Raw genomic sequence first — 22433 nt, 5'->3', positions numbered from 1 at the left:
GCACGCCGACGTCACGGCGACCCGACGCGCCGCCGGTACCGGTACGGCGACCGTCGATGCCTCTTGTCGGAATCTCCCGCCGTCCATTAGTTTGTTTAACATCCAGACCAACTAGCTTTACCCCAACCTGCGAACCCACTACCTAGCCCTTCTCGAAGGGGGACCGATGACACCCCAGCAACCCGGCTCGACAGGCTCGCGCCGACACTTCCTCGGCCTGGTCGGCCTCGGCACGGCAGCCATCGCCGGCGGCCCGCTGCTCGCCGGGTGCTCCGAGAAGCCGGCCGGCTCCGGTGCCGCGCAGAACCTGGACGCGTACGCCAACCTGCTGCCGACGCAGAAGGACCTCGCCCAGAGCATCAAGCCCGACATCATCGGCACCCGGCCGGTGCCCGACGGCTACACGAAGTACCCGACCTCGCTGGTCGACGCGATCACCGAGCGGCCCGGCACCAGCGGCAAGGAGATCACCGCGATGACCCCGGCCTGGGGCCCGGCCCCACCCGGGGTCGCCCAGAACGCCTACCTCCAGGCGGTCAACGCCGAGCTGGGCACGCCGGTGAACTTCACCATCCAGGACGGCAACACCTACGCCGACAAGCTCAACGCGATGCTCGGCGCGCGGGACGTCCCGGAGCTGCTCTGCGTGCCGGGTTGGGAGGTGCAGAAGATCCCGCGCTTCTCCGAGGCGATCAAGGTGCTCTTCGAGGACCTCACCGACTACCTCAAGGGCGACGCGGCCAACGCGTACCCGATGCTGGCCTCGTTTCCCACCGGCGCCTGGCGCAACTCGCTGTGGAACGAGCGGCTGATGGCCGTGCCCAACCCGACCGACGGGCCGTTCCCCTGGGCGTTGTTCACCCGCAAGGACCTGCTCGACGCGCGCGGGCTGGCGGTGCCGGCGTCACTCGACGACCTGCTCACCGTGGCCAGGCAGGTCACCGACCCGGCCAAGAAGGTGTGGGCGTTCGACAACGTCTTCGAGATGATCCAGATGTACCACAAGGTGCCGGCCTCCAAGCAGGGCTGGCGGCTGAAGGCCGACGGGACCCCGGAGTTCAAGTACGAGACCCCGGAGTACCGGCAGGCCGTCGAGGTGATGGCCAAGATCTACAAGGACGGTCTGGTCCACCCCGAGATCGTCGCCAGCAAGGGCGCGGACAACGTCCAACTGTTCGCCAAGAACGGCGCGATCGTCTTCTCCCGCAACGGGGTGGGCTTCTGGCAGGGCGCCCAGGCCGAGCACCAGAAGGTCAACCCCAAGCTGAACATCCAGCCGGTGCCGGTCTTCTCGGCCACCGGCGGTGACCCGCTGGTCTGGGGTGACGACGAGCCGATCTCCTTCACCTTCGTCAAGAAGGGACTCGGCAAGGAGCGGGTCGAGGAGCTGCTGCGGATCATGAACTGGTGCTCCGCGCCGCTGGGCTCGCAGGAGGCGCAGCTGCGCGACTACGGGTTGGCGGGCAAGCACCACAACAGCACCCCGAACGGGCCGGTCAAGACCGACCTGGCGTTCAAGGAGATCGCCAACCAGTACTTCTTCATCAGCGGGCGCAACCCCACCATCGGCCCGTACCCGGAGACCCCGAACTACGTGCCGGACCTCCTGAACTACTCCAACGCCATGGTGAAGTTCCTGGAGAAGGACCCCTGGGACGGGGTGAAGCTGGAGATGCCGGCCGCGTACAAGGCCAACCAGGTGCCCACCGAGGACAAGTTCACCGACCTCCTGCGCGGCCGCCGGCCGCTCTCCGACGTCGACGCCATCGTGCAGGAGTGGAAGGCCAACGGGGGCGAGGAAGCGCGGGAACTGCTCGCCAAGTCCCTGCCCAAGGCCGGGCGATGACCACTCGCGACACCACCGTCGCGGCCGGGTCCGACCGGACCCGGCCCGACGGGCCCACCGGGACGCCACGCGGGCGCCGTCCCGCCCGCCGTCGCCGGGTGCCGCTGCGCACCCGGCTCGCCCGGGACTGGCAGCTGCTGGTCATGGTGACGCCCGGCTTCCTCGTCCTGCTGGTCTTCAGCTACCTGCCGATCCTGGGCAACATCATCGCCTTCCAGGACTACAACCCCTACCTGGGCGACAACCCGTTGCAGGCGTTCGCGCGCAGCAACTGGATCGGGTTCGGCCAGTTCCAACTGCTCTTCGAGGACTCGGCCTTCTGGGAAGCGCTGCGCAACACCCTGGCGATCACCGCGTTCCAGCTGGTCTTCTTCTTCCCGCTGCCGATCTTCCTGGCGATCATGCTGCACAACCTGCTCTCCAGCCGGTGGCGCGGCTTCGTGCAGACCGTCGTCTATCTGCCGCACTTCTTCAGCTGGGTGCTGGTGGTCAGCTTCTTCGTCGCCATGCTCGGCGGCGCCGGCCTGCTCGCACAGACCATGCGCGACGCCGGCATGCAGCCGTGGAACGTGATGACCAACCCGGACACCTTCATCATCCTGGTCACCGCCGAGGCGGTCTGGAAGGACGTCGGGTGGGGGACCATCGTCTTCCTCGCCGCGCTGTCCACCATCGACACCAGCCTCTACGAGGCGGCGGCGGCCGACGGCGCCGGCCGGTGGCGGCGGCTGTGGCACATCACCCTGCCCGGCCTGCGCCCGGTGATCGTGCTGCTGCTCATCCTGCGGCTGGGCGACGCGCTCTCGGTCGGGTTCGAACAGTTCCTGCTGCAACGTGACGCGGTGGGCCGGCAGGCCGCCGAGGTGCTCGACACCTTCGTCTACCACTTCTCCATCGCCACCGGCAACTACGGCTACGGCGCGGCGGCCGGGCTGTTCAAGGCCGCGATCGGGCTGGGCCTGATCCTGGCCGCCAACCGGGTCGCCCACCTGCTCGGCGAACGAGGGATCTATTCGAAATGACCGAGACCGTCGCACTGCGGGCCCGCTCCGGGCGCGACCGCCGGCCGGTGTGGGAGGAGCCACCGACCCGGATCGGCCAGGGGTTCAAGGCCGCCTTCCTGGGTCTGCTCGTGCTCAGTGTGCTCTTCCCGCTCTGGGTGATCCTGGTGACCAGCCTGTCCTCCCGGGAGACCCTCGCCGAGGCCGGCGGCATCGTCGTCATCCCCCGGGGCATCGACACCGCGGCCTACGAGACGATCTTCGCCGGTGGGGCGGTCACCCGGGCGCTGTGGATCAGCACGCTGGTCACCGTCATCGGCAGCACGCTGGCGTTGACCGTGACCGTCCTCGCCGCGTACGGGTTGTCCCAGCCGCGTTCGGTGGGCTACCGCTGGCTGCTGATCTACTTCCTGGTCCCGTTCCTGGTGTACCCGCCGTTGGTGCCGAAATACCTGGTGGTGACCGGGCTGGGCCTCAAGGACACCATCTGGGCGCTGATCCTGCCGCCGGCGATCAGCGTGTTCAACCTGGTGGTGGTACGCGGCTTCTTCCAGGCCATCCCGCAGGAACTGCTGGACAGCGCCCGGGTCGACGGGGCGAGCCACTTCCGTACCCTGGTGCGGATCGTGCTGCCGCTGTCCCGGGCGGTCATCGCCGTGGTGGGGCTGTTCTACGCGGTGAGCTACTGGAACGTCTGGTTCGACGCGCTGCTGTTCATCGACCGCAACGACATGTACCCGATCCAGCGGGTGTTGCAGAGCTACCTGCTGGCCGGCCAGGCCCCGCACACCTCCGGCGGCAGCACCGGGGTGTCCATGCCACCGACCGAGGCGATCAAGATGGCGGTGGTCGTGCTCACCGTCGCCCCGATCGTCGCGGTCTATCCGTTCATCCAGCGGCATTTCATCAAGGGTGTGCTGATCGGCGCCGTCAAGGGCTGACCGCTGCGGCGGGACCGGGTCGACGGCCACACCGGCCCGCGTGCGACAGTGGCTGGTTGTGAGCACACTTGCCGTACGCGGGCTGACCCGCCGGTTCGGCGCGCTGGTCGTCCTCGACGACGTGCGCTTCCAGCTCGACGCGGGGCAGGTCGCCGTCGTCGTCGGGCCCAACGGCTCCGGCAAGACCACCCTGCTGCGCTGCGTCGTCGGGGCGGACCGCCCCGACGAGGGCGAGGTCCTGCTCGACGGCCGACGCTGCGACGAGACCGACCCCCGGGTCCGCGCGGCGGTCGCCGCCGCCCTCGACGACATCGACTTCTTTCCCGACCTGTCCGTCGTCGAACACCTCGAACTGCTCGCCTACGCTCACGGCGGCACCGCCGACCCGGTCGAGGAGGTGCTCACCGAGCTGGGTCTCGAACCGGCCCGCGACCAGCTTCCGGCGACGCTGTCCAGCGGCCAGCGCCGCCGCCTCGCCCTCGCCTCCTGCTTCGTGCGCCCGCGCCGGTTGCTCGTCCTCGACGAACCGGAGCAGCGCCTCGACGTCCGGGGCCGGGCCTGGCTGGCGCAGCGGCTGCTGCGGGAGAAGGCAGCCGGCACGGCGGTGCTGATGGCGTCGCACGACACCGAACTGATCGACGCGGTCGCCGACCGGCGGATCGAGATCGGCGGCTGAGGTGACGTCGACCAGGACCTCCCCACCACCGGTGGTCGGGCCCACGCCCCGGCAACTGCGGGCCGGGCTGCGACGGGCCCGCCGCCGCCACCATCCCGGCTCGCTCGGCGAGGTGCTCACCGACGCCTACGTCGTGGTCCTGTCCGTCGCCCTGTACGGCTGGTTCGCGGTCGCCGCGATCCGCGACCACCTGGCGGCCCCGCAGGTGACCCGGACCGACCCGGGCGACAGGTACTGGATCGCCGTCGCCGCGGTGACGGCGGGGGCCGGGCTCGCCTGGTGGGGCCTGCGGCTGACCGGGCCGCTGCTGGTCACCCCGGCCGCGCAGACCTGGTTGGTCAGCTCACCGGTGGACCGCCGGGCGTGGCTGCTCCCCCGGTTCGGGGGCCTGGTCGGCGGCGGCACCGTCGGTGTCGGGCTGCTGGCGGTGGCAGCCGCGTACGCCGGTGGCCTCGACCGCCCCGTCGACCTGGGCTGGGCGGCGTTGGCCGGCCTCACCTGCGGGGCCACCGCGACCGGGTGGGCCGTCGTCGCCCAGAGCGTCCGCCCCACACCCCGCTGGGCGGGACGGCTCGGCGTCGGTCTGTCCGCCGCCGGGGCGACGATCGCGGTGCTGGTGGTGCTCGGGCACGCCGCCGGGTGGTCCCTCCCGCTGCCGCCGGTGCCGCTCACCGCCGGCGTCGGCCTGGTGCTGCTGCCGGTCGCGGTGGCGTCCACCGTCCGTGCGCACCGGCGGCTCGCCCGGGTGGACCGGGCGGCGCTGACCACGGGCGCGCAGTTCGCCAACGCCGCCACCACCGCCGCCGTGCTGCTGGATCCGTCGCTGCTCGCCGCGCTGGTGGAGAGCCGCCGGTGGCGCGGGATCGGCCTGGTGCGCGGGCGGCCCTTCCGTGCCGGTGGTCGGTTGCGGGTGCTGCTCCAGGCGGAGGTACGCCGGTTGTCGCGCCGCCGGGGTGCCCTCGTCGGCTGGGTCGGGGCGCTGCTGACCATGTACGCCGTCGCGGTGGCGCTGCCGTCGATCGCGGGTCCCGCGCACCTGGTGCTGGCGTACCTGGCGACGGGCGGGCTCACCGGCGGGCTCCGCGCGGTCAGTCGCGCACCGGGCCTGCGGCGGTCCCTCGGCGGCAACGACGCCCTGTTGCGGCTGACGCATCTCGTCGTGCCGGGCGTCGGCGCCACCCTCTGGTATCTGGCCACCCTGCCCGCCCTGCGGCCGGTGCCCGTCCCGCTCGACGCGGTGCTGCTGCTCGGGGTCGTAGCGGCGGCCTTCTGGGCCGGCACCCGCCCACCCATGCGGTACGGCGGGGCGGTGGTGAACACGCCGTTCGCGATGGTGCCCGTGGACCTGGTCCGTCAGGTGCTGCGCGGCCCGGACCTGGTCGCCGTGCTGGTGGTCGTCCAACTGCTCGCGGGGTGACGGTGGCGGCCTGGCGCTCAGCGGGCCGGCAGGCAGACCTTCCCGGTGAACGCCGGGTCGGGTTGCCGGTTGCCCGCCCAGGCCGGGTTCGCCGCGATCGGCAGCGGCGGCGCCTGCCAGGCGGCGGCGAAGCTCTGCATCAGCGGGTACTCGGCCCGGGTGTGGGCGATCGGCTTGCCGGTCAGGAAGTCGATCAGCCGGTCCTGGAGCAGCCTGCGGTCCAGCAGGCCACCGTGCACGCCGGGGATCTGGTAGACCGGAATCCGGCTGTACTCCCCCGGTGGCGCTTCGGTGGCCGTCGCGGTGGGCAGGAAGGCGACCATCCGGACCCCGGGCACGGGACACATCAACTGGTTGCGGTAGAACGGCGCGTCGTCGAGCAACGACCGGATGAACGGCTCGTCGGGGCCGCCGCCGACGTCGGCGAGCCCGAAGATGGCCCGCAGTTGCCAGCCGGTGACCACCCCCCAGCCCTCGTCGTGGTGCGGGGGCGGGTAGTAGGCCCGGCCGGCATAGATCAACGGGCTGAACATGACGAGGATGTCGACCGTCGCGTCGTGCCGCCGGGCCAGATAGGTGCGGGCCACCATCGCCCCCTCGCTCTCCCCGATCAGCGCCACCCGCCGTCCGGTGCGCCGGTGCAGCAGCTCCACCTGCCGGGCGAGCAGCGCCACGCTGTCCGCCATCGACCGGGTGGTGTCCGCCGACCGGTACGCGAGCGGCTTCCCGTCGGAGTCGAGCCCCCGGTAGGAGAAGCGCTGCACCCGGGGGTCGGACGGCTGCTCACCGCCGTAGTCCGAGCCGTAGCCGGTGAGCACGATCACCGCGTGGGTGACCGCGGCGGGCAGCGGTCGTTCCAGCACCGCCGTCCTGATCCACTGCTCGTTTCCCGGGACCAGCTCGGTCACCGGCGGGATGACCAGCGGCACGGCGACGGCCAGCAGCGCCGCCAGCGGGGTCACCGGCACCCGCGCCCAACGCACCCGTGAGGGCAGCAGCGCCGCCCGTACGGTCCGGTTCCACAGCACCCCGTTGAGCGCCCCCGCCGCCCCGGCCACGGGCACCGTCCACCAGCCGGGCACCACCCAGCACAGCGCGCCGGCCACGGTGAGCACCACGAAGTTCAGCAGTGACCAGCCGACCAGCGAGATCGACGGCAGCCCCCGCCACCAGTGCTCCACCACGGCCACCCGTTGCAGGAACGGCGCGAGCAGGAACATCGGCAGCAGCGACGCCAGCAGCACCCAGGACAGGGCGACCACCGACGCCGCCACCGAGATCGCCGCCCAGGGCGCGACGAACCCGCCGACCAGCACGCCGAGCACGACGTTGCGGCGCAGCAGCCAGCCCAGTGGCGGCCGGGGCACCCCGGCCGGCCAGGCCAGCAGCACCAGGCCGGTGGTGAACAGGCCCCGGGCGACCAGCACGTAGGTCAGCCAGAGCGCGAACTCCCACCACGACCGGTGGTAGACGTAGAGCCACCGCAGGTCGTGGTAGGTGTCGTACGGCCACAGGGCGGTGAGCTGCGGGGGGATGCCCTGGGCGGCCCGGAATCCGAGGGCGACCAGCACGGTGGCCTCGATCATCGGCACCAGGCTGGTCACCAGCAGCAGCCCGACGAACCTTCGGTTCAAGACCACCCCGTTCCGCCGCACCGTGCGCGATAGCGTCCCTCGCAGGCTCCACCGGAACGACGGCCGGCGTCGGCGAATCCGGCACATTGCCCCGGTCCGACCGACGCCGGGGTGTCGGCGACGACGCGACCGCGTCGCCCGGACGGGCCGGGTGGCACGGCGGACGGCGGCCGGTCCGGGGTGCCCCGGACCGGCCCCGTCGTGGATCACTGGACCAGGCAGACTCCCCCGTTGAACTGGAACGCGGCCGGGCGTGGGTTGCTCGCGCCGGAGGTGCCCTGGACGCCGAAGCTGACCGTGCCGCTCTGCGGCACGCTGCCGTTCCAGGCGGCGTTACGCGCGGTGACCGCGGACCCGGACTGGGTGACCTGCGCGTTCCAGGCGTTGGTGATCCGCTGGTCGGCGGCGAAGGACCAGGTCAACGTCCAACTGGTGACCGGGAAACCCAGGTTGGTGATGGACACCTCGGCGGTGAACCCGCCGTTCCACTGGTTGGGCTGCCAGACGACCCGGCAGGAGACGGGCGGCGGGGTGCCCGGCGTCGTGGGCGGAGGCGGCGTCGTCGTGGGCGGGGGCGTGGTCGGCGGAGGCGTGGTGGGCGGAGGCGTCGTCGGGGGCGGGGTGGTGGGTGGCTGGCTGGTGGGGGGCGGGGTGGTGTCCTTCGGCGGGAAGCGCAGGATGCGGTCGTCGGTCGACGCCGGGGTGCCACGCCCGTCCCGGTTGCTGGTGGTGACCCAGAGCCAGCCGTCCGGCCCGTACTCCACGGTACGCAGGCGACCGTACGCGCCGGTCAGCTCGGCGGCCGGGGTGCCGACCCCGCCGGTGCCGGTGAGCGGCACGGTCCACAGCCGGGTGCCGCGCAGGGCGGCGACGAAGAGCCGGTTGCCGGCGACCGCCGCGCCACTCGGGGACGCCTCGGCGGTCGTCCAGACCAGCAGCGGGTCCCGGAACCGTGGGTCGTTGGCCCGCCCCTCGACCGTGGGCCAGCCGTAGTTGCCGCCGGCCACGATGAGGTTGACCTCGTCCCAGGTGTTCTGCCCGAACTCGGCGGCGTAGAGCCGCCCCTGAGCGTCCCAGGTCAGGCCCTGCACGTTGCGGTGCCCGAGGCTGTAGACCAGGGAGCCGGCCGTCGGGTTGTCCGACGGCGCGGACCCGTCCGGACGCATCCGGAGGATCTTGCCGTTGCGGCTCTGCGGGTTCTGCGCGTTGGCCGTCTGCCCCGCGTCACCGACCCCGGCGTAGAGCATCCCGTCCGGGCCGAAGGCGATCCGCCCGCCGTTGTGGATGGTGGAGCGGGCCAGTCCGGTGAGGACCGGCTCCTGGTTCTGCGGGGCGCTGAGCCGGAACCGGACGATCCGGTTGTCGGTGGTGGTGGTGAGGTAGACGTAGACGTAGCCGTCCTGGGCGTACCCCGGGGAGACCGCGAGGCCGAGCAGGCCGCCCTCGCCGCTGGCGTTCACGCCGGAGATCTGGGCCACCTGTTCCGGGGCCTGACCGGGTCGGACCCGTACCACCTGGCCGGAGTTGCGCAGCGCGGTCAGGGCGCTGCCGTCGGGCAGGAAGTCCATCCCCCAGGGCACCGTCAGGCCGGTGGCGACCACCTGGGGGCGGGTGAAGTCGAAGTCGCCGACGGCCAGGGTCGGGGCGGCCGGGGCCGGGTCGGCCGGCGCGGCCCCGGCGAGCGTGGCGGTGCCGACGCCGGTGGCCGCCAGCCCCGCCGCGACCGCTGCCGCCACCATCGAACGGACTCTCACGTCGGGCACCTCCAGAGCAGTAGTGACTTGCGTCAATATAGCCCGACCTCGGTGAAAGCCGCAGCGGTGGACGAAACCGACGCTCGTCGACGACCCTGCCGCTGGCCCCGGGTCCGGCGGGCGAGCCTGTCGGGGGTCGGCGGTTAGCATCCGCCGGTGACCCTCACCCCTGACGATCTGACCGGCTACGTCGAGCGGGACCTCGACGCCGATCTCGCCCGGTGGTTCGCCGACCGGCCGCCCGTCACCGTTCCCGCCGGGACCCGCCCGGTGACGTCGCTGCTCGCCCGCCTCCCATCCCCGGCCGCCACGGCGCTGGCGGCCTTCGACCACCGCGTCCGGTCCGGGCGGATGCCCCAGTTCCTCGACATCTACGACTGGTCCTACGGGTTCGACTTCGCCGGCAACGACTGCCAACTCCTCGACGCCGACTACCAACCGACGCTCGCCGACGACGACGTCTACTCCGTCGGTGCCGACGGCGGCGGCAACCTGCACGTGGTCCTCGCCGACGGGCAGGTCGGCCTCTGGTTCCACGAGGAGGAGGTCGTCGAGGGCGGCACCCGCTTCGACACCCTCGACGTCTTCCTCTGGTCGGTCGTGCGCTACCACGCGGTGCGGGCGGGCCGGCTGGAGCGGGCCGCCGTCGAGGCCGACTTCCGGTCGCTGGGCCAGGACGGCGTCCTGCATCCGGAGGTCGGGCTGCTCAGCACGATGACCTGACGCGACACCCCGACCCGGACACCCCCAATCCGTGGTCCCCGTCCGGGCCGGGGTGAGCGCACCGTCGTGCTACCGGGCCCGGCCGGTGTCGCCGGACTGGGCCCACTCCTTGGCCAGCAGCTGGTAGGACCGCACCCGGTCGGCGTGGTCGTGGGTGATCGTAGTGATGAGCAGTTCGTCGGCGTCGGTGACGTCCCGCAGGGTGCGCAACCGGGCGGCGACCGTCTCCGGCGCGCCGACGAACCGGGTGTCCACCCGGTCGGCGACGAGCTGCCGGTCGGCGTCGCTCCACGGCAGCGCGGCGGCCTGCTCGGGGCTCGGGTACGGGATCGCGCCGTCGCCGCCACGGATGCTGCGCACCCAGTGCCCGTACGGGCTGCCCAGCCGACGCGCCTCGGCGTCGGTGTCGGCGACCAGCACGTCGGCCGAGACCACCAGGTAGGGCTCGGCCAGCGCCGCCGACGGCCGGAACGCGGCCCGGTACGCCTCGGCCGCGTCGAGCACCGCCGCGGGGCTGACGTGGTAGTTCGCGGCGAAGGGCAGGCCCCACGCCCCGGCCAGCCGAGCGCTCTCCCCACCGCTGCTGCCCAACAGCCACACCTGCAGATCCGCCCCCTCCCCCGGCACGGCGTGCGCGTCGAGGCCGTCGGCGTCCCGGTAGTCGCCACGCAGCAACGCGAGGATGTCGTCGAGCTGTCCGGCGAACGCGGGTGGTTGCGCACCGGCCTGGTGCAGCAGCGCGGTGGCGAGGGCGTACCGGGGTGCGCCGACGAGGTGAGCGTAGGAGAACGGGGCGGGGATCAGCAGCCCGTCGACCACCCGGGCCCCGGTCGGTGGCGGGACGGGTTCCCGGGTGGCGTCGGCGCGGGGCGGTCCGGACCGGCCGATGCCGAGGTCGATGCGGCCCGGGTGCAGGGCGGCGAGGGTGCCGAACTCCTCCACCACCGACAGGGCGGTACGGTGCCCCACCAGCAGCGCGCCGGAGCCGACCCGCAGCACGCTGGTGGCCGCGGCGACCTGCCCGATGAGCACGGTCGGGGCGGAGCTGGCCACCCCGGCGGCCAGATGGTGCTCGGCCAGCCAGTAGCGGCGGTAGCCGAACTGCTCGACCCGGCGGGCCAGGTCCACGGTGTGCCGCAGGGCGTCGGTGACGGTGCCGCCGGCAGGCACCGGCGACAGGTCGAGCACGGACAGCGCGGTCGATGACATGGGGGTCCCGTTTCTGGTCAGCGCGACGCGACGGCGGTCGCCGGCGGGCGGAAGGGGCGGCTGGGGATCTCCCGACGCAGCACCGGCGCCACCTCGGCCTGGAACAGCTCCAGGCTCTGCCGGTGGGCCTTGTCGGTCAGCCCGTCGGGGTCGGCCTGGAGGTGGATCACCTCGTGCCCGAGCTGCTCGTGGTGGCGCAGCACCTTGTCGACGATCTGCTGCGGGCTGCCCACCAGCAGGGAGCTGCGGGCGACGGCGTCGGCGATGGTGGGGAAGACCGGCTCCACGCCGAGCCGGCGGAACGCAGCGAGCCGGGCGTCGAAGATCGGCCGGTACGTCTCGACCGCCTCCTGCGAGGTGCGGGCGGCGTAGAACCCGGCGGTGCCGGCCCCGACGAGGGCGTCCGCCGGATCGTGGCCGTGGTGCACCCACCGCTGCCGGTAGTACCGGACCAGCTCGGCGTACGGCTCGACCGGGTTGGTGACGTTGGCGGAGAAGATCGGGTCGCCGTGGCGGGCGGCCAGGTCGACCGATTCCCGGCTGGTGGCGCTGCCGTGCCAGACCCGGATCGCCGGTTGCAGCGGACGGGGCCAGGTCTCGGCCTCGGTCAGCGCCGGGCGGTACCGGCCCGACCAGGTGACCCGGTCCTCCCGCCAGAGCCGGCGGAACAGCTCGTAGCTCTCCCGGTTGCGGTCCCACTGGTCCTCGGCGGTGACGTGGAACAGCTGGGCCTGGGCGGCGCCGTTGCCCTTGCCGATGATCAGCTCCAGCCGACCGTCGGAGAGGTGGTCGAGGGTGGCGTAGTCCTCGTAGGCGCGGACCGGGTCGAGCAGGCTCAGCGTGGTGACGGCGGTGAAGAGCCGGATGGTGCTGGTCCGCGCCGCGATGTGGCTGAGCACCACCGGCGGCGAGGAGGAGATGAAGGGGCGTTCGTGCCGTTCGCCGACGCCGTAGCCGTCGAAGCCCAGTTCCTCGGCCAGCACGGCGGTGTCGACCACCTCCCGGAACCGTTCGGTGGTGCTGCGGCGTCGCCCGGTGACGGGGTCGGGCAGGTGGGTGATCAGGGTGATCAGCAGGAACTTCATGCCGGGACCGGGGCCTTCCGGGGAGGGATGGGGTGGACCACCAGGGCGTAGCAACGGGAGTAGGGCAACGCGTCGTACGGCGGGAAGACCGGGACCGGTCGGTAGCCGGCCCGAAGGTAGCGGCGGACCGCGTCGGGCTGCCGGTCGCCGGTCTGGAGCACGATCCGGCCGGCACCGAACCGCCCGGCCGCCTCCCGGGCGGCGTCCAGGAGTTGGTCGGCGATGCCCCGCCCCCGGTGGGCGGGCGCCACGTACATCCGTTTCAGTTCCAGGTCGGGGCCGCACCAGCGCAGCGCGGCGTGCCCGACCGGGGTGGCGTCGGCGGTGTACGCCACCCCGGTCCAGGCCACCGAGCCCGGCAGGAGCACCCGTGCCGGGGGCAGGTGGATCGGGTCGTGCGGACGGTCGGCGTAGCGCTGGCGCAGCTCCCCGGTCATCGCCGCGCGCAGCGCCACGGCGTCCGGGTCGTCCCAGCGCAGCCGGCAGACGGTAACCGGCGTCGACGCCACCGGGCCGGTCACGCCGCGCCGACCCGGGTGGCCGGTCGGGCCGGCCGCAGGCCGAGATGCCCACGCAGGGTGGTGGACGTGTACTCGGTACGGAACACGCCGCGTTCCTGGAGCAGCGGGACGACCCGGTCGACGAACTCGTCGAGCCCGCCCGGGGTCAGGTGCGGCACCAGGATGAACCCGTCGGCGGCGTCGGACTGCACGAAGTGGTTCATCCGCTCGGCGACCCGCTGCGGGGTGCCGATGAAGGACTGCCGGCCGGTGACCTCGATGATCAGGTCGCGGATGCCGAGTCCCTTCTCCTCGGCCAGCGCCCGCCACTGCCGGGCGGTGCCGACCGGGTCCGGGTACATGCCGGCCCGGCCCCGGCTGATCGCGTCGCCGTCCACGTCGGGGTCCTCGGCCGGCAGCGGGCCGTGCGGGTCGTACCCGGACAGGTCCCGGTTCCACAGCTGTTCCAGCAGCAGGATCGCGGTCTGCGGGCTGACCTGCTGGCGGCGGATGTGGTGGGCGCGTTCCTGGGCCTCGGCGTCGGTGTCGCCGAGCACGAAGGTCACCCCCGGGATGATCTTCAGGTCGTCGGGGGTGCGGCCGTACCGGGCCAGTCGGGCCTTCACGTCCCGGTAGAACTCCCGACCGTCCTCCAGGGTGCCGTGCCGGGAGAAGATCGCGTCGGCGCTGGATGCGGCGAACTCCCGGCCCTCGGGCGAGTCGCCGGCCTGGAGGATCACCGGGTGCAGTTGCGGGCTGCGCGGCACGGTGAAGTGCCCGGCGATGTCGAACTGGTCGCCGTGGTGGACGAAGGCCCCCGGGTCGGCCGCGCGGACGTACCGGCCGGCGGCACGGTCGCCGACGATCGCGTCCGCCGGCCACGACTCCCACAACCGCCGGGCGACCCGGACGAACTCGGCGGCCCGTTCGTAGCGCAGCGACCGGTCGAGGTAGCCGCCCCGGCGGAAGTTCTCCCCGGTGAACGCGTCGGAGGTGGTGACCACGTTCCAGGCGGCCCGCCCGGCGCAGAGGTGGTCCAGGGTGGCCAACTGCCGGGCCAGCTCGTACGGCTCCCGGAAGGTGGTGTTCAGGGTGCCGGCCAGCCCCAGGTGGGTGGTGACGGCGGCGAGCGCGGCCAGCACGGTGAGGGTGTCCGGCCGGCCCACCACGTCCAGGTCGTGGATCCGGCCGCGCTGTTCGCGCAGCCGCAACCCCTCGGCCAGGAAGAAGAAGTCGAACCGGCCCCGTTCGGCGGTGCGGGCCAGATGGACGAAGGAGGCGAAGTCGATGTGGCTGCCGGAGGCCGGGTCGCTCCACACGGTGGTGTTGTTCACGCCGGGGAAGTGCGCGGCGAGGATGATCTGCTTGGGCACGGGGTCGTCTCCTGGGATCAGCGGGGGCCCGCGACGGCGTACCGGTTGGCCGGCCGGGGCAGGCCGAGCAGGTCGCGCAGCGTTCCGCCGGGGTAGCGGGCACGGAACAGGCCCCGGTCCCGCAGCGCGGGCACCAGCGCCCGGGTGATCGTGGTGAGGTCGTCGGGCAGCACGGCGGGCCGCAGCCGGAATCCCTGCACCCCGGCCCGCCGCCAGTCGGCGAGCAGGTCGGCGAGCTGTCCGGGGCTGCCGGTGAAGCTCGCCGCGTCCGAGGAGAACTCCGCGCCGTGCCACTCGTCCAGCCGGGTCCGCCGACGCCGGGCCAGCTGCGGGGTGTCGTCGAGCAGCACCTCCAGGTCGGCGAGGATCCGCAGGGGTGGGCCGGACCGGCCGACGGTCTCCTCCGTCGCCCGGACCTCGGTGACGACGGCCTCGGCGTGTGCGGCGTCGGTGGGGGTGACGAAGACGACGTCGGCGTGCCGGGCGGCGAACGCGTACGGCACCGTCGAGTGGGCCAGCACGGCGACCACCGGCTGCCCCTGCGGCGGCCGGGGCACGATCGACGGTCCTCTGACGGACAACCACCGGCCGGTGAAGTCGGTGTGGTGCAGCCGGTCCCGGTCGATGAACCGGCCGGTCGGGGCGTCCCGGATCTCCGCGTCGTCCTGCCAGCTGTCCCAGAGCCGCCGGACCACCTCGACGGCCTCGGCGGCCTCGGCGAACAGGTCACCGACGAGGCGTACGGTCCGTGGGTCGTCGGACCGGGTCGGGTCCAGCGGGGGCAGGTCACGCCGGCCGAAGTGCGCGGCCTCGCTGTGGCGGGCGGAGACCCGGGGCCGCCAGCCGGCCCGCCCGCCGCTGACGTGGTCGAGGGTGGCCACCGCGGTGGAGACGTGGAACGGCTCGGTGTGGGTGACGCTGGTGGTCGGGATCAGCCCGATGTGCCGGGTCGACGGGGCGATCCGGGCGGCGACCAGCAGCGCGTCGAGGCGACCCCGGACCTGGTCGGTCCGACCGTCCGGCCCGTCGGGCAGCGACGACTGCAGGTCCAGCGAGTCCTCGATGGTGACCAGGTCCAGGGCGGCCTGTTCGGCCTGTCCGACCAGGGCGGACCACCAGCGGGGGAACAGCGGCCCGGCCGGGTCGGCGTGGGACAGCCGCCAGGCGGCGGGGTGCCAGCCGAGACCGTCGAGGGCCACGGCCAGGTGCAGGGTGGGATCGGGCATGGGTTCCTCCTACGGTCAGCCGGCGGTGACGAGCGTGGGCAACGCGTCGAGCAGGGACCGGGTGTAGTCGTGCCGGGGGTAGCTGAAGACGTCACCGACCGGGCCCTGCTCGACCACCACACCGTCGTGCAGGACCAGCACCCGGTCGGCGAGGTGGTGCACCACGCCGAGGTCGTGGGAGATGAACAGCAGGGCGGTGCCGTCGGCGGCGCGCAACTCGGCCAGCAGGTCGAGGACCTGGGCCTGGATCGAGACGTCGAGGGCGGAGACCGGCTCGTCGCAGATGATCAGGCTGGGTCGGGGGGCGATGGCCCGGGCGATGGCGACGCGCTGCCGTTGCCCGCCGGACAGCGACCGGGGGTGCCGGTGGAGCAGGTCCGGGCCGAGGCCGACCCGGTGCAGCAGGGCGAGCACCCGGTCGGTCCGGTCCGGACCCGGGTCGAGGTTCTCGGCGACCACCCGGCCGACGGTGTAGCGGGGGTCGAAGGAGCCCAGCGGGTCCTGGGAGATCAGCTGTAACCGGCGGCGCAGCGGACGGCGGGCCCGCTCCGGCACCCCGGACCACCGGGCCGACTCGAAGGTGACGGCGCCGGCGTCGGCGGTGAGCAGTCCGGCGGCCAGCCGGGCGATCGTGCTCTTGCCGGAGCCCGATTCGCCCACCAGCCCCAGCGTCTCGCCCCGGGCCACGCTGAACGAGACGTCCCGCACGACGGTGTGCGGGCCGTACCGCCGGGTCAGGCCGACCGCGTCGAGCACGGTGTCGTCGGGACGGACGACGGGCCGCGCCGGCAGCGGGGTGCGCCGCAGCACCGGCACGGCGCAGTCGTCGCGGACCCGGGCCGGTTCGCCGAGTCGACGTCCCCGCGACGAGGCCGACGGCACCGCCGCGAGCAACTGCCGGGTGTACGGGTGCTGCGGGGCCCGCAGCAGCCGGCCGGTCGGACCGTGCTCGACGATCCGGCCGTCCCGCATCACGAGGACCCGGTCGGCCACCTGGGCGACCACCGCCAGATCGTGACTGATCAGCAGCAGGCCGACGCCGGTGTCCCGCCGTTCGGCGAGCAGCCGCAGGATCTGCGCCTGCACGGTGACGTCGAGCGCGGTGGTCGGCTCATCGGCGATGAGCAGGGCGGGTTCCCCGGCGATCGCCGAGGCGATCAGCGCCCGCTGCCGCAGCCCGCCGGAGAGCTGGTGCGGGTACTGCCGGGCCCACCGTCCGGGTTCGGGCACGTGCACCTGGTCGAGCAGGTGGATGGCCCGGCCGACGCGTTCCCGCCGACCGACGATGTCGTGCGCGGCGAGCACCTCGCCGATCTCCGCGCCGACCGTGCGCAGCGGGTCGAGGGAGACCAGCGCGTCCTGTGTCACCAGCCCGGCGAGCCGGCCCCGCACCCGCTGCCAGTCCCGTGGTCGGTAGCCCCGCACGTCCCGGCCGGCGAGGTCGAGCCGGGCGGCGCGGACCCGGGCGCCGGCACCGGCTAGGCCGACCAGGGTACGGGCGGTGACGCTCTTGCCCGAGCCGGACTCTCCCACGACGGCGACACACTCGCCGGCCCCGACGGTGAAGCCGATGCCCCGGACCGCCTCCACCGGGCCGGTCGGGGTGTCGAAGGTGACGTGCAGGTCCTCGACGGCGAGCAGCGCGGCCATCAGGGTCGCCGCCCGTCGAAGCGGGCCTGCCAGTGCCGGCCGACGACGGTCAACGCCACCACCGTCGCGGTGACCGCCGCACCGGGCAGCACCGTCATCCACCAGGCCACCTGGAGGTAGTTGCGCCCCTCGGAGAGCATCGCGCCCCACTCGGGTGACGGCGGTTGCGGGCCGAGGCCGAGGAAGCTGAGGCCGGCGGCGGCCAGGATCGCCTCGCCGAGCCCGATCACGGCGAGCACCGGGACCGGGCCGAGCACGTTGGGCAGCACGTGCCGCAGCACCAGACGTGGCCGGGACAGGCCGAAGCTGACCGCCTCTTCGACGTAGCCGGCCCGACGGACCAGCAGGGTCTGTGCGCGTACCACCCGGGCGTGGTGCGGGAGGGTGGCGATGCCGATGGCGACGATCAGGCTGGCCGTACCGGGGCCGGCGACCGTGATCAGCAGCAGCGCCAGCAGCAGCAGCGGGAACGCCGACAGCGCGTCGAAGCTGCGGCTGAGCGTCTCGTCGGCGAACCGGTGGGCCAGCCCGGCGAGCAGTCCGAGCAGGACCCCGCCGGTGACCGCGATCGCGGTCGCGGCGAGCCCGATGGTCAGCGAGTGCCCCGCGCCGTGCACCACCCGGGTCCAGACGTCCCGGCCGAGGTGGTCGGTGCCGAGCCAGTGCGCCGCGTCCGGGGCGGCCAGCGCGGCGCGCGGGTCGGCGGCGATCGGGTCGCCGGGGGCCAGCAGCGCCGGCACGGCCGCCGCGACGACCAGCAGGCCCAGGTACGCCCCGGCGACGAGCAGTCCCGGTCGGGGTCGGCCCCGGCGTCGGCGTACCGGTGCGGGTGGGTGGGCGGCGAGGGTGGCCGCCTTCTCGGCGGTGGGCGTGGTGCCCAGGGTGACGGTCATCGTCAGCTCCTTCGCAGGCGCGGGTCGACGAGCAGGTAGGTCAGGTCGGCGGCGGTGTTGACCAGCACGTGGACGGCGGCGGAGAGCGTCACCACGGCCAGCACGACCGGCATGTCCTTGCCGGTCACGGCGCTCAGGGTGACCTGACCGAGGCCGGGTCGACCGAACACCTGCTCGACGATGACCGCGCCGCCGAGCAGGATGCCGAACAGCCAGCCGGCGAGGGTGACCGCCGGCAGCAGCGCGTGCCGCAGCGCGTGCCGCAGCAGCACCGTCCGCTCCCGCACCCCGCGGGCCCGGGCGGTCAGCACGAACGGCTCGTCCAGTGCCCGGTCCAGGCCGTCGCGCAGCACCTGGGCGAGCAGACCGGCGATGGGCAGCGCGAGGGTGACCGCCGGCAGCACCAGGGCGGCCGGCCCCTGGTCGCCGGAGACGGGGAACAGCCCGTACCGGAAGGACAGCACGCTGAGCAGCACGAGGCCGATCAGGAACGGCGGGGTGGAGACCAGCAGCAGCTCGCCTGCGGAGCTGACCCGGCGCGGCCACCGGCGACGACGGCCGGCGGTGCCGACCACCACCGCCACGGCCAGCAGCACCCCGAGGCCGGCGGCGGCGACGGCGAGCGTCGCGGTGGGGGCGAGCTGCTCGCCGATGACCTCGGCGACCGGGCGTTGCCGCAGGTAGGAGCGGCCCAGGTCACCCCCGGCCAGCCGCCACAGGTAGTCGAGGTACTGCCCGACCGCCGGCCGGTCCAGACCCCACTCGGCGATGACCTGGGCCCGGATCTGCGGGGTGTCCGCGCCGTCGCCCACGATGCTGTCCACGGTGTCCCCCGGCGCGGCCAGCAGCGCCAGGTAGGCGGCGGTGGCGGCGGCCCACAACACGACCAGACCGGCGACCACACGGCGGGCCACCGCCCGCAGCAGGCTCATCGCGCGATCCACAGGTCGTACGCGCTGGCGGGCACCCCGGCGGTGGGCTCGAACCGCACCCCACCCACGGCGGTGCTGGCGGCGATCTGGTCGGCCGGGGCGTAGAGCGGCAGGGCGAGCGCCTGGTCGGCCACGACCCGCTGTTGCAGGTCGGCGTAGCCGGCGGCCCGACGGGTCGGGTCGGCGGTGGCCTGCCCGGCTTCCAGGAGCCGGTCGAGCTGCGGGTCGTTGATCCGGGTGCGGTTGATGCCGCCACCGGAGTGCAGCAGCAGGTTCAGCGCCGCGCCGGCGTCGGTGTCGGCGCGGGAGTTGTCGAAGACCTCGTACTCGTTGCGCTCGAACGCCTGCTGGGCGGTGCCCTGGTCGACCACGGCGACCTTCAGGTCGATGCCGGCGCTCTGTTTGACCGCCGCCTGCACTGCCTGGGCGAGCACGTCGCGGCGGTCGCGCACGTACGGGGCGGCCTGCACCAGCCGTACGGTGAGCCGCCGGCCGTCCCGGGTGCGGTAGCCGTCGGCGTCGCGGGCCCCCCAGCCGGCCTGGTCGAGCAGGCGGTTGGCCCTGGCGGTGTCACCGCCGAAGCTGCCCTCCAGCCGCTTGTCGTACAGCGGGCTGGACGGGCTGACCACGCTCCACGCCCGGGTGGCGGTGTCCCGGTAGACCGAGGCCAGCACGGTGTCGACGTCGAGGGCCTCCCGGAACGCCTGTCGGACCCGCAGGTCGTCGAAGGGGGCGTGGGAGACGTTGAGGTAGTACGAGTAGGCGGAGCCGGAGTTCAGCTGACGGGTCAGCCGCAGCCGGGGGTTGCCGGTGATCAGTGGCTGGTCGGTGGCGGGCACCCCCTCGATGAGCTGCACCTGCTGCGCGGTGAGGGCGCCGACCCGGACCGCGGACTCCTTGAGGAACCGGTAGGTGATCTCGTCGAGGTGGGCCGGCCCGGTGTGGGCGGCGGTGGGTGGCGCCCAGTCGTAGCCGGGGTTACGCCGGTAGTGCAGTTCCTGGCCGGGGACGTAGCGGTCCAGCACGAACGGTCCGGTGCCGACGACGTCGACGCCGCCGGCCTTGAGGTTCCTGGCCTCCCGCAGCGACCTCGGAGACACCTGGGCGCCCTGCGGGGAGGCGAGGAAGTCGAGGATGAGCACGTCGGGGGCGGTCAGGGTGAGCCGTACGGTGCGCGGGTCGACGACCTCGACGGCCTTGAGGTGGCGCAGTTGCACGGCGGCCACGGCGGGCGCGTACCCGGGTTCGCGGAGCTTGTCGATGTTGGCCTTGACGGCGACGGCGTCGAACGGGGTGCCGTCGGTGAAGGTCACTCCGGCGCGCAACGGCAGGGTGTAGTTCAGCCCGTCGGGCGTGGCCTGCCAGCCGGTCGCCAGCCAGGGCACCAGGGCGCCCCGGTCGTCGTAGGTGAGCAGCGACTCGAAGCTGTTCCACACCAGCAGGCGGGCCTTGGCCTGGGCGTACTGGTGCGGGTTGAGGGTGATCGGTTCGGTCTCCACGGCCCAGGTGAGGGCGCCGCCGGAGCGGGGCTGTCCGACGGCCTCGACGGCCGGGTCGGTGGTGGTGGCGCAGCCGGCGGCGAGGACGAGCACGACGGCGGCGAGGGTCCGCAGGGGGCGGACGGACATGGCGGGGTCTCCTGTCCAGACAGGCGGGAGGGGTACGCCGACATCCGGCCGGGCAGGGTGCGCGGGCCGGTGGGGTGTCGGGGAAGGGGTGCGGCGGTCAGCTCGGCGGTGAGCCCCACCTCGGCGGGCCGGTGCGGCGCGTCGGGTACGGGTGTGGGTGCCGGGTCAGGCCAGACAGGAACTCGACCACACCCGACCGAAGTCGATGTGGCCGCGGATCGTCAACCGCAGCTCGCTGGACATGGGCCGAGTCCACCGTCGGGCGTCGCCGGTGTCAACGAATCGCGCGGCGGATGTCGGCTATCGCACCCGGAGGTGTCGATCCGTTGACGCATACCCTACTAAAGCTATAGGATTTACGGGGATTGTGTCTCGTGCGACGACCCGAGGCGGGACCCACCCCGGGTCCCGGACGGGTGACGCCGACACCGGGACCAGCGGCAGGGACGCCATCGGCACCCGGCACGGCAGCCATCGGCCGCGACCCGGGCCCGGCCGGTCACCCCGGTCGGGCCCGCGCCGGTCAGGCGGCGGGGCGGCGGGTCACGCCGTCCGGACCACCGGCCAGGCCGGCGTAACGACCCCGGTGGTAGAGCAGCGGCGAACCCACGTCGGCGTGCTGGATCAGCTCCGGCTCGGCGAGCACGATCGCGTGGTCGCCGACGACCACCCGCTCGACCACCCGGCAGAGCAGCCAGGCCAGGGTGTCGTCGAGAATCGGCGCACCCTCCGGCCCGGTCCGCCAGCGGGTCGGCGCGGCGAACCGGTCGATGCCGCTGGTCGCGAAGGTACGGGCCAGCTCCTGCTGGTGGTGGGCGAGCAGGTGCACCACCACGTGCCGGCTCCGGGCCACCGTGGGCCAGCTCGACGCGCCGAGATTCAGACAGAACGAGACGATCGGCGGGGCCAGTGACACCGAGGTGAACGAGGTGGCGGTGAAGCCGACCGCCGGGGCACCGGGTGCGGTGACCACCACGACGGTGCTGGCCTGATGGCGCAGCAGCGTACGCAGCGCGTCGGCATCGGCGTCGACGGGCGGTGGACGATTGTCGGGCTCGGTCATCGGGGGGACCTCCTGCGCGCGGATCGGCGGGTCACGGCTGCCCGGCGGACGCGTGCCGCTCGTACGGGAGCTTCTCGCCGGCGTCGACGGCGACCGGCAGCCGGTTCTCCACCGGCGGCAGCGGACAGGTCGCGAAGTCGGTGTAGGCGCAGGGCAGGTTGGTCGCCCGGTTGAAGTCCAGCGTCACCCACCCCTGGGCGTCGGGGGCGTCGACGGCCAGCGACCGGTTCGCCGGGTAGGTGGTGACCCCGGAGGTGGCATCGGTGAACAGCACCGACAGGCTGCCCGGCGTGAAGCCGTCGAACGCGGTCAGGCTCAACGGCACCCCGTCGACACTGAACTCGATCCGACCGGGGGCGTCGTAGACGTGTGCCAACCCCTCCACCGCCGCGCCGACTGTGGTCGGCCGGGGTGCGTCGAACGGCACGTACCGCCCGTCGAGGACCCAGCGCGGCGTCGGCGGGTAGGCCGGGGTGCCCCGGAAACCGGTGCGCAGCGGGTGGTCGGGGCGGCGGGGTCGCAGGATGTCCCGGCCGCCCCGACGGGCCACCTCCAGCACCCCGCCCTCGATCCCGACGGTGAGCCCGCCGCGCTCGGCGATCGACGCGAACCCGTGCCGGCCCCGCACCGGCTGCCCGTCGATGGTGAGCTGCTCGCCGTCGGCCAGCTCGACGACCACCCCCTCGTCACCGGTGTGCCAGCGCCCCGGCAGGTCGGGGAAGCGCTGCGGCCGGGAGGTGAGCCAGTGCAGCCCGGTCACGGCGAGGAAACCGTGCGGGGCCGCCAACGCCTCCTCGTGCCGTCGGTGCCAGTCCTGCCAGTCGCGGACGAAGGCGGCGGTGTCGGTCGGTGTGTCGGTCATCGGGACTCCCCCGGTCGGAC

19 protein-coding genes and 1 pseudogene are annotated in these 22433 nt (G+C 73.5%); 6 read left to right on the top strand and 14 right to left on the bottom strand.

Annotation, left to right across the window (positions count from 1 at the left end; genetic code table 11):
* Nucleotides 1-166 precede the first annotated feature (166 nt).
* From ACQP2H_RS13750 to ACQP2H_RS13730, 5 genes are read left to right on the top strand one after another with little or no spacing between them, the layout of a single operon-like run.
* Nucleotides 167-1846 carry an extracellular solute-binding protein gene (locus tag ACQP2H_RS13750; RefSeq protein ID WP_219461303.1) on the top strand — a complete coding sequence of 560 codons (1680 nt, stop codon included), beginning with the start codon at nt 167-169 and terminating at the stop codon, nt 1844-1846.
* Nucleotides 1843-2868 carry an ABC transporter permease gene (locus ACQP2H_RS13745; RefSeq protein WP_357533762.1) on the top strand — a complete coding sequence of 342 codons (1026 nt, stop codon included), beginning with the start codon at nt 1843-1845 and terminating at the stop codon, nt 2866-2868. The genes ACQP2H_RS13750 and ACQP2H_RS13745 overlap by 4 nt, the downstream gene beginning before the upstream one ends.
* The gene (locus tag ACQP2H_RS13740) at nt 2865-3788 is read left to right on the top strand and encodes a carbohydrate ABC transporter permease (RefSeq protein ID WP_357533764.1); all 924 of its coding nucleotides are present in this window, start codon (nt 2865-2867) and stop codon (nt 3786-3788) included. Before ACQP2H_RS13745 ends, ACQP2H_RS13740 begins: the two co-directional genes overlap by 4 nt.
* A gap of 58 nt (nt 3789-3846) precedes the next feature.
* A complete protein-coding gene (gene ccmA / locus ACQP2H_RS13735) occupies nt 3847-4464 on the top strand; it encodes a heme ABC exporter ATP-binding protein CcmA (protein ID WP_307799071.1) in 618 nt (205 codons plus the stop codon).
* Between the two features lies 1 nt (nt 4465).
* On the top strand, nt 4466-5881 hold the full coding sequence (locus ACQP2H_RS13730; protein WP_433233070.1) for a DUF6297 family protein: 1416 nt from the start codon (nt 4466-4468) through the stop codon (nt 5879-5881).
* Nucleotides 5882-5898: 17 nt separating this feature from the next.
* On the opposite strand, the gene ACQP2H_RS13725 is transcribed toward ACQP2H_RS13730, so the two are convergent.
* From ACQP2H_RS13725 to ACQP2H_RS13715, 3 genes and pseudogenes are all read right to left on the bottom strand, one after another.
* Nucleotides 5899-7602 (bottom strand): hypothetical protein, encoded by a 1704-nt coding sequence (locus ACQP2H_RS13725; RefSeq protein ID WP_219461290.1) that lies wholly within the window; start codon nt 7600-7602, stop codon nt 5899-5901.
* A 119-nt stretch (nt 7603-7721) separates the two neighbouring features.
* A complete protein-coding gene (locus ACQP2H_RS13720) occupies nt 7722-7979 on the bottom strand; it encodes a cellulose binding domain-containing protein (protein WP_308290707.1) in 258 nt (85 codons plus the stop codon).
* Nucleotides 7980-8186: 207 nt separating this feature from the next.
* Nucleotides 8187-9254 (bottom strand): annotated as a pseudogene (locus ACQP2H_RS13715) (PQQ-dependent sugar dehydrogenase); the annotation flags it as partial.
* 171 nt (nt 9255-9425) lie between these two features.
* Here ACQP2H_RS13715 and ACQP2H_RS13710 point away from each other — a divergent pair.
* A complete protein-coding gene (locus tag ACQP2H_RS13710) occupies nt 9426-9992 on the top strand; it encodes a hypothetical protein (RefSeq protein ID WP_433233068.1) in 567 nt (188 codons plus the stop codon).
* Nucleotides 9993-10061: 69 nt separating this feature from the next.
* Here the strand turns inward: ACQP2H_RS13710 and ACQP2H_RS13705 are convergent, their stop codons facing one another.
* From ACQP2H_RS13705 to ACQP2H_RS13655, 11 genes are all read right to left on the bottom strand, one after another.
* The gene (locus tag ACQP2H_RS13705) at nt 10062-11201 is read right to left on the bottom strand and encodes an LLM class flavin-dependent oxidoreductase (RefSeq protein WP_433233066.1); all 1140 of its coding nucleotides are present in this window, start codon (nt 11199-11201) and stop codon (nt 10062-10064) included.
* A gap of 17 nt (nt 11202-11218) precedes the next feature.
* Nucleotides 11219-12286: an LLM class flavin-dependent oxidoreductase gene (locus ACQP2H_RS13700; protein WP_219461281.1), complete on the bottom strand. Its 1068-nt coding sequence runs from the start codon at nt 12284-12286 to the stop codon at nt 11219-11221.
* A complete protein-coding gene (locus ACQP2H_RS13695; protein WP_219461277.1) occupies nt 12283-12807 on the bottom strand; it encodes a GNAT family N-acetyltransferase in 525 nt (174 codons plus the stop codon). The genes ACQP2H_RS13700 and ACQP2H_RS13695 overlap by 4 nt, the downstream gene beginning before the upstream one ends.
* Nucleotides 12804-14159, bottom strand: coding sequence for an NtaA/DmoA family FMN-dependent monooxygenase (locus ACQP2H_RS13690; RefSeq protein ID WP_219461274.1), 1356 nt, complete (start codon nt 14157-14159; stop codon nt 12804-12806). The genes ACQP2H_RS13695 and ACQP2H_RS13690 overlap by 4 nt, the downstream gene beginning before the upstream one ends.
* A gap of 17 nt (nt 14160-14176) precedes the next feature.
* On the bottom strand, nt 14177-15385 hold the full coding sequence (locus ACQP2H_RS13685) for an LLM class flavin-dependent oxidoreductase (RefSeq protein WP_219461260.1): 1209 nt from the start codon (nt 15383-15385) through the stop codon (nt 14177-14179).
* 15 nt (nt 15386-15400) lie between these two features.
* Nucleotides 15401-17035 (bottom strand): dipeptide ABC transporter ATP-binding protein, encoded by a 1635-nt coding sequence (locus ACQP2H_RS13680; RefSeq protein ID WP_433233063.1) that lies wholly within the window; start codon nt 17033-17035, stop codon nt 15401-15403.
* Entirely contained in the window at nt 17035-17928 is an 894-nt protein-coding gene (locus ACQP2H_RS13675) for an ABC transporter permease (protein ID WP_357533773.1), read from the bottom strand. The genes ACQP2H_RS13680 and ACQP2H_RS13675 overlap by 1 nt, the downstream gene beginning before the upstream one ends.
* 2 nt (nt 17929-17930) lie before the next feature.
* On the bottom strand, nt 17931-18860 hold the full coding sequence (locus tag ACQP2H_RS13670; protein WP_357533775.1) for an ABC transporter permease: 930 nt from the start codon (nt 18858-18860) through the stop codon (nt 17931-17933).
* The gene (locus ACQP2H_RS13665) at nt 18857-20488 is read right to left on the bottom strand and encodes an ABC transporter substrate-binding protein (protein ID WP_219461252.1); all 1632 of its coding nucleotides are present in this window, start codon (nt 20486-20488) and stop codon (nt 18857-18859) included. Before ACQP2H_RS13665 ends, ACQP2H_RS13670 begins: the two co-directional genes overlap by 4 nt.
* A 523-nt stretch (nt 20489-21011) precedes the next feature.
* Nucleotides 21012-21551, bottom strand: a complete 540-nt coding sequence (locus ACQP2H_RS13660) for a flavin reductase family protein (RefSeq protein WP_219461248.1) — start codon at nt 21549-21551, stop codon at nt 21012-21014.
* A 31-nt stretch (nt 21552-21582) separates the two neighbouring features.
* Nucleotides 21583-22413 (bottom strand): DUF1684 domain-containing protein, encoded by an 831-nt coding sequence (locus tag ACQP2H_RS13655; RefSeq protein WP_219461243.1) that lies wholly within the window; start codon nt 22411-22413, stop codon nt 21583-21585.
* Nucleotides 22414-22433 lie beyond the last annotated feature (20 nt).

The organism is Micromonospora sp. CA-248260 (genome assembly GCF_050942205.1).
Lineage (GTDB): Bacteria > Actinomycetota > Actinomycetes > Mycobacteriales > Micromonosporaceae > Micromonospora > Micromonospora antibiotica.
This window is presented reverse-complemented; position numbering and strand designations above follow the sequence as displayed.

Excerpts from the sequence above, each read along its gene's own strand:
- ACQP2H_RS13750 (WP_219461303.1), top strand. The coding sequence starts at position 167 with ATGACACCCCAGCAACCCGGCTCGACAGGCTCGCGCCGACACTTCCTC.
- ACQP2H_RS13745 (WP_357533762.1), top strand. The coding sequence starts at position 1,843 with ATGACCACTCGCGACACCACCGTCGCGGCCGGGTCCGACCGGACCCGG.
- ACQP2H_RS13740 (WP_357533764.1), top strand. The coding sequence starts at position 2,865 with ATGACCGAGACCGTCGCACTGCGGGCCCGCTCCGGGCGCGACCGCCGG.
- ACQP2H_RS13725 (WP_219461290.1), bottom strand. The coding sequence starts at position 7,602 with ATGTGCCGGATTCGCCGACGCCGGCCGTCGTTCCGGTGGAGCCTGCGA.
- ACQP2H_RS13705 (WP_433233066.1), bottom strand. The coding sequence starts at position 11,201 with ATGTCATCGACCGCGCTGTCCGTGCTCGACCTGTCGCCGGTGCCTGCC.
- ACQP2H_RS13700 (WP_219461281.1), bottom strand. The coding sequence starts at position 12,286 with ATGAAGTTCCTGCTGATCACCCTGATCACCCACCTGCCCGACCCCGTC.
- ACQP2H_RS13685 (WP_219461260.1), bottom strand. The coding sequence starts at position 15,385 with ATGCCCGATCCCACCCTGCACCTGGCCGTGGCCCTCGACGGTCTCGGC.
- ACQP2H_RS13680 (WP_433233063.1), bottom strand. The coding sequence starts at position 17,035 with ATGGCCGCGCTGCTCGCCGTCGAGGACCTGCACGTCACCTTCGACACC.
- ACQP2H_RS13675 (WP_357533773.1), bottom strand. The coding sequence starts at position 17,928 with ATGACCGTCACCCTGGGCACCACGCCCACCGCCGAGAAGGCGGCCACC.
- ACQP2H_RS13670 (WP_357533775.1), bottom strand. The coding sequence starts at position 18,860 with ATGAGCCTGCTGCGGGCGGTGGCCCGCCGTGTGGTCGCCGGTCTGGTC.
- ACQP2H_RS13665 (WP_219461252.1), bottom strand. The coding sequence starts at position 20,488 with ATGTCCGTCCGCCCCCTGCGGACCCTCGCCGCCGTCGTGCTCGTCCTC.
- ACQP2H_RS13660 (WP_219461248.1), bottom strand. The coding sequence starts at position 21,551 with ATGACCGAGCCCGACAATCGTCCACCGCCCGTCGACGCCGATGCCGAC.
- ACQP2H_RS13655 (WP_219461243.1), bottom strand. The coding sequence starts at position 22,413 with ATGACCGACACACCGACCGACACCGCCGCCTTCGTCCGCGACTGGCAG.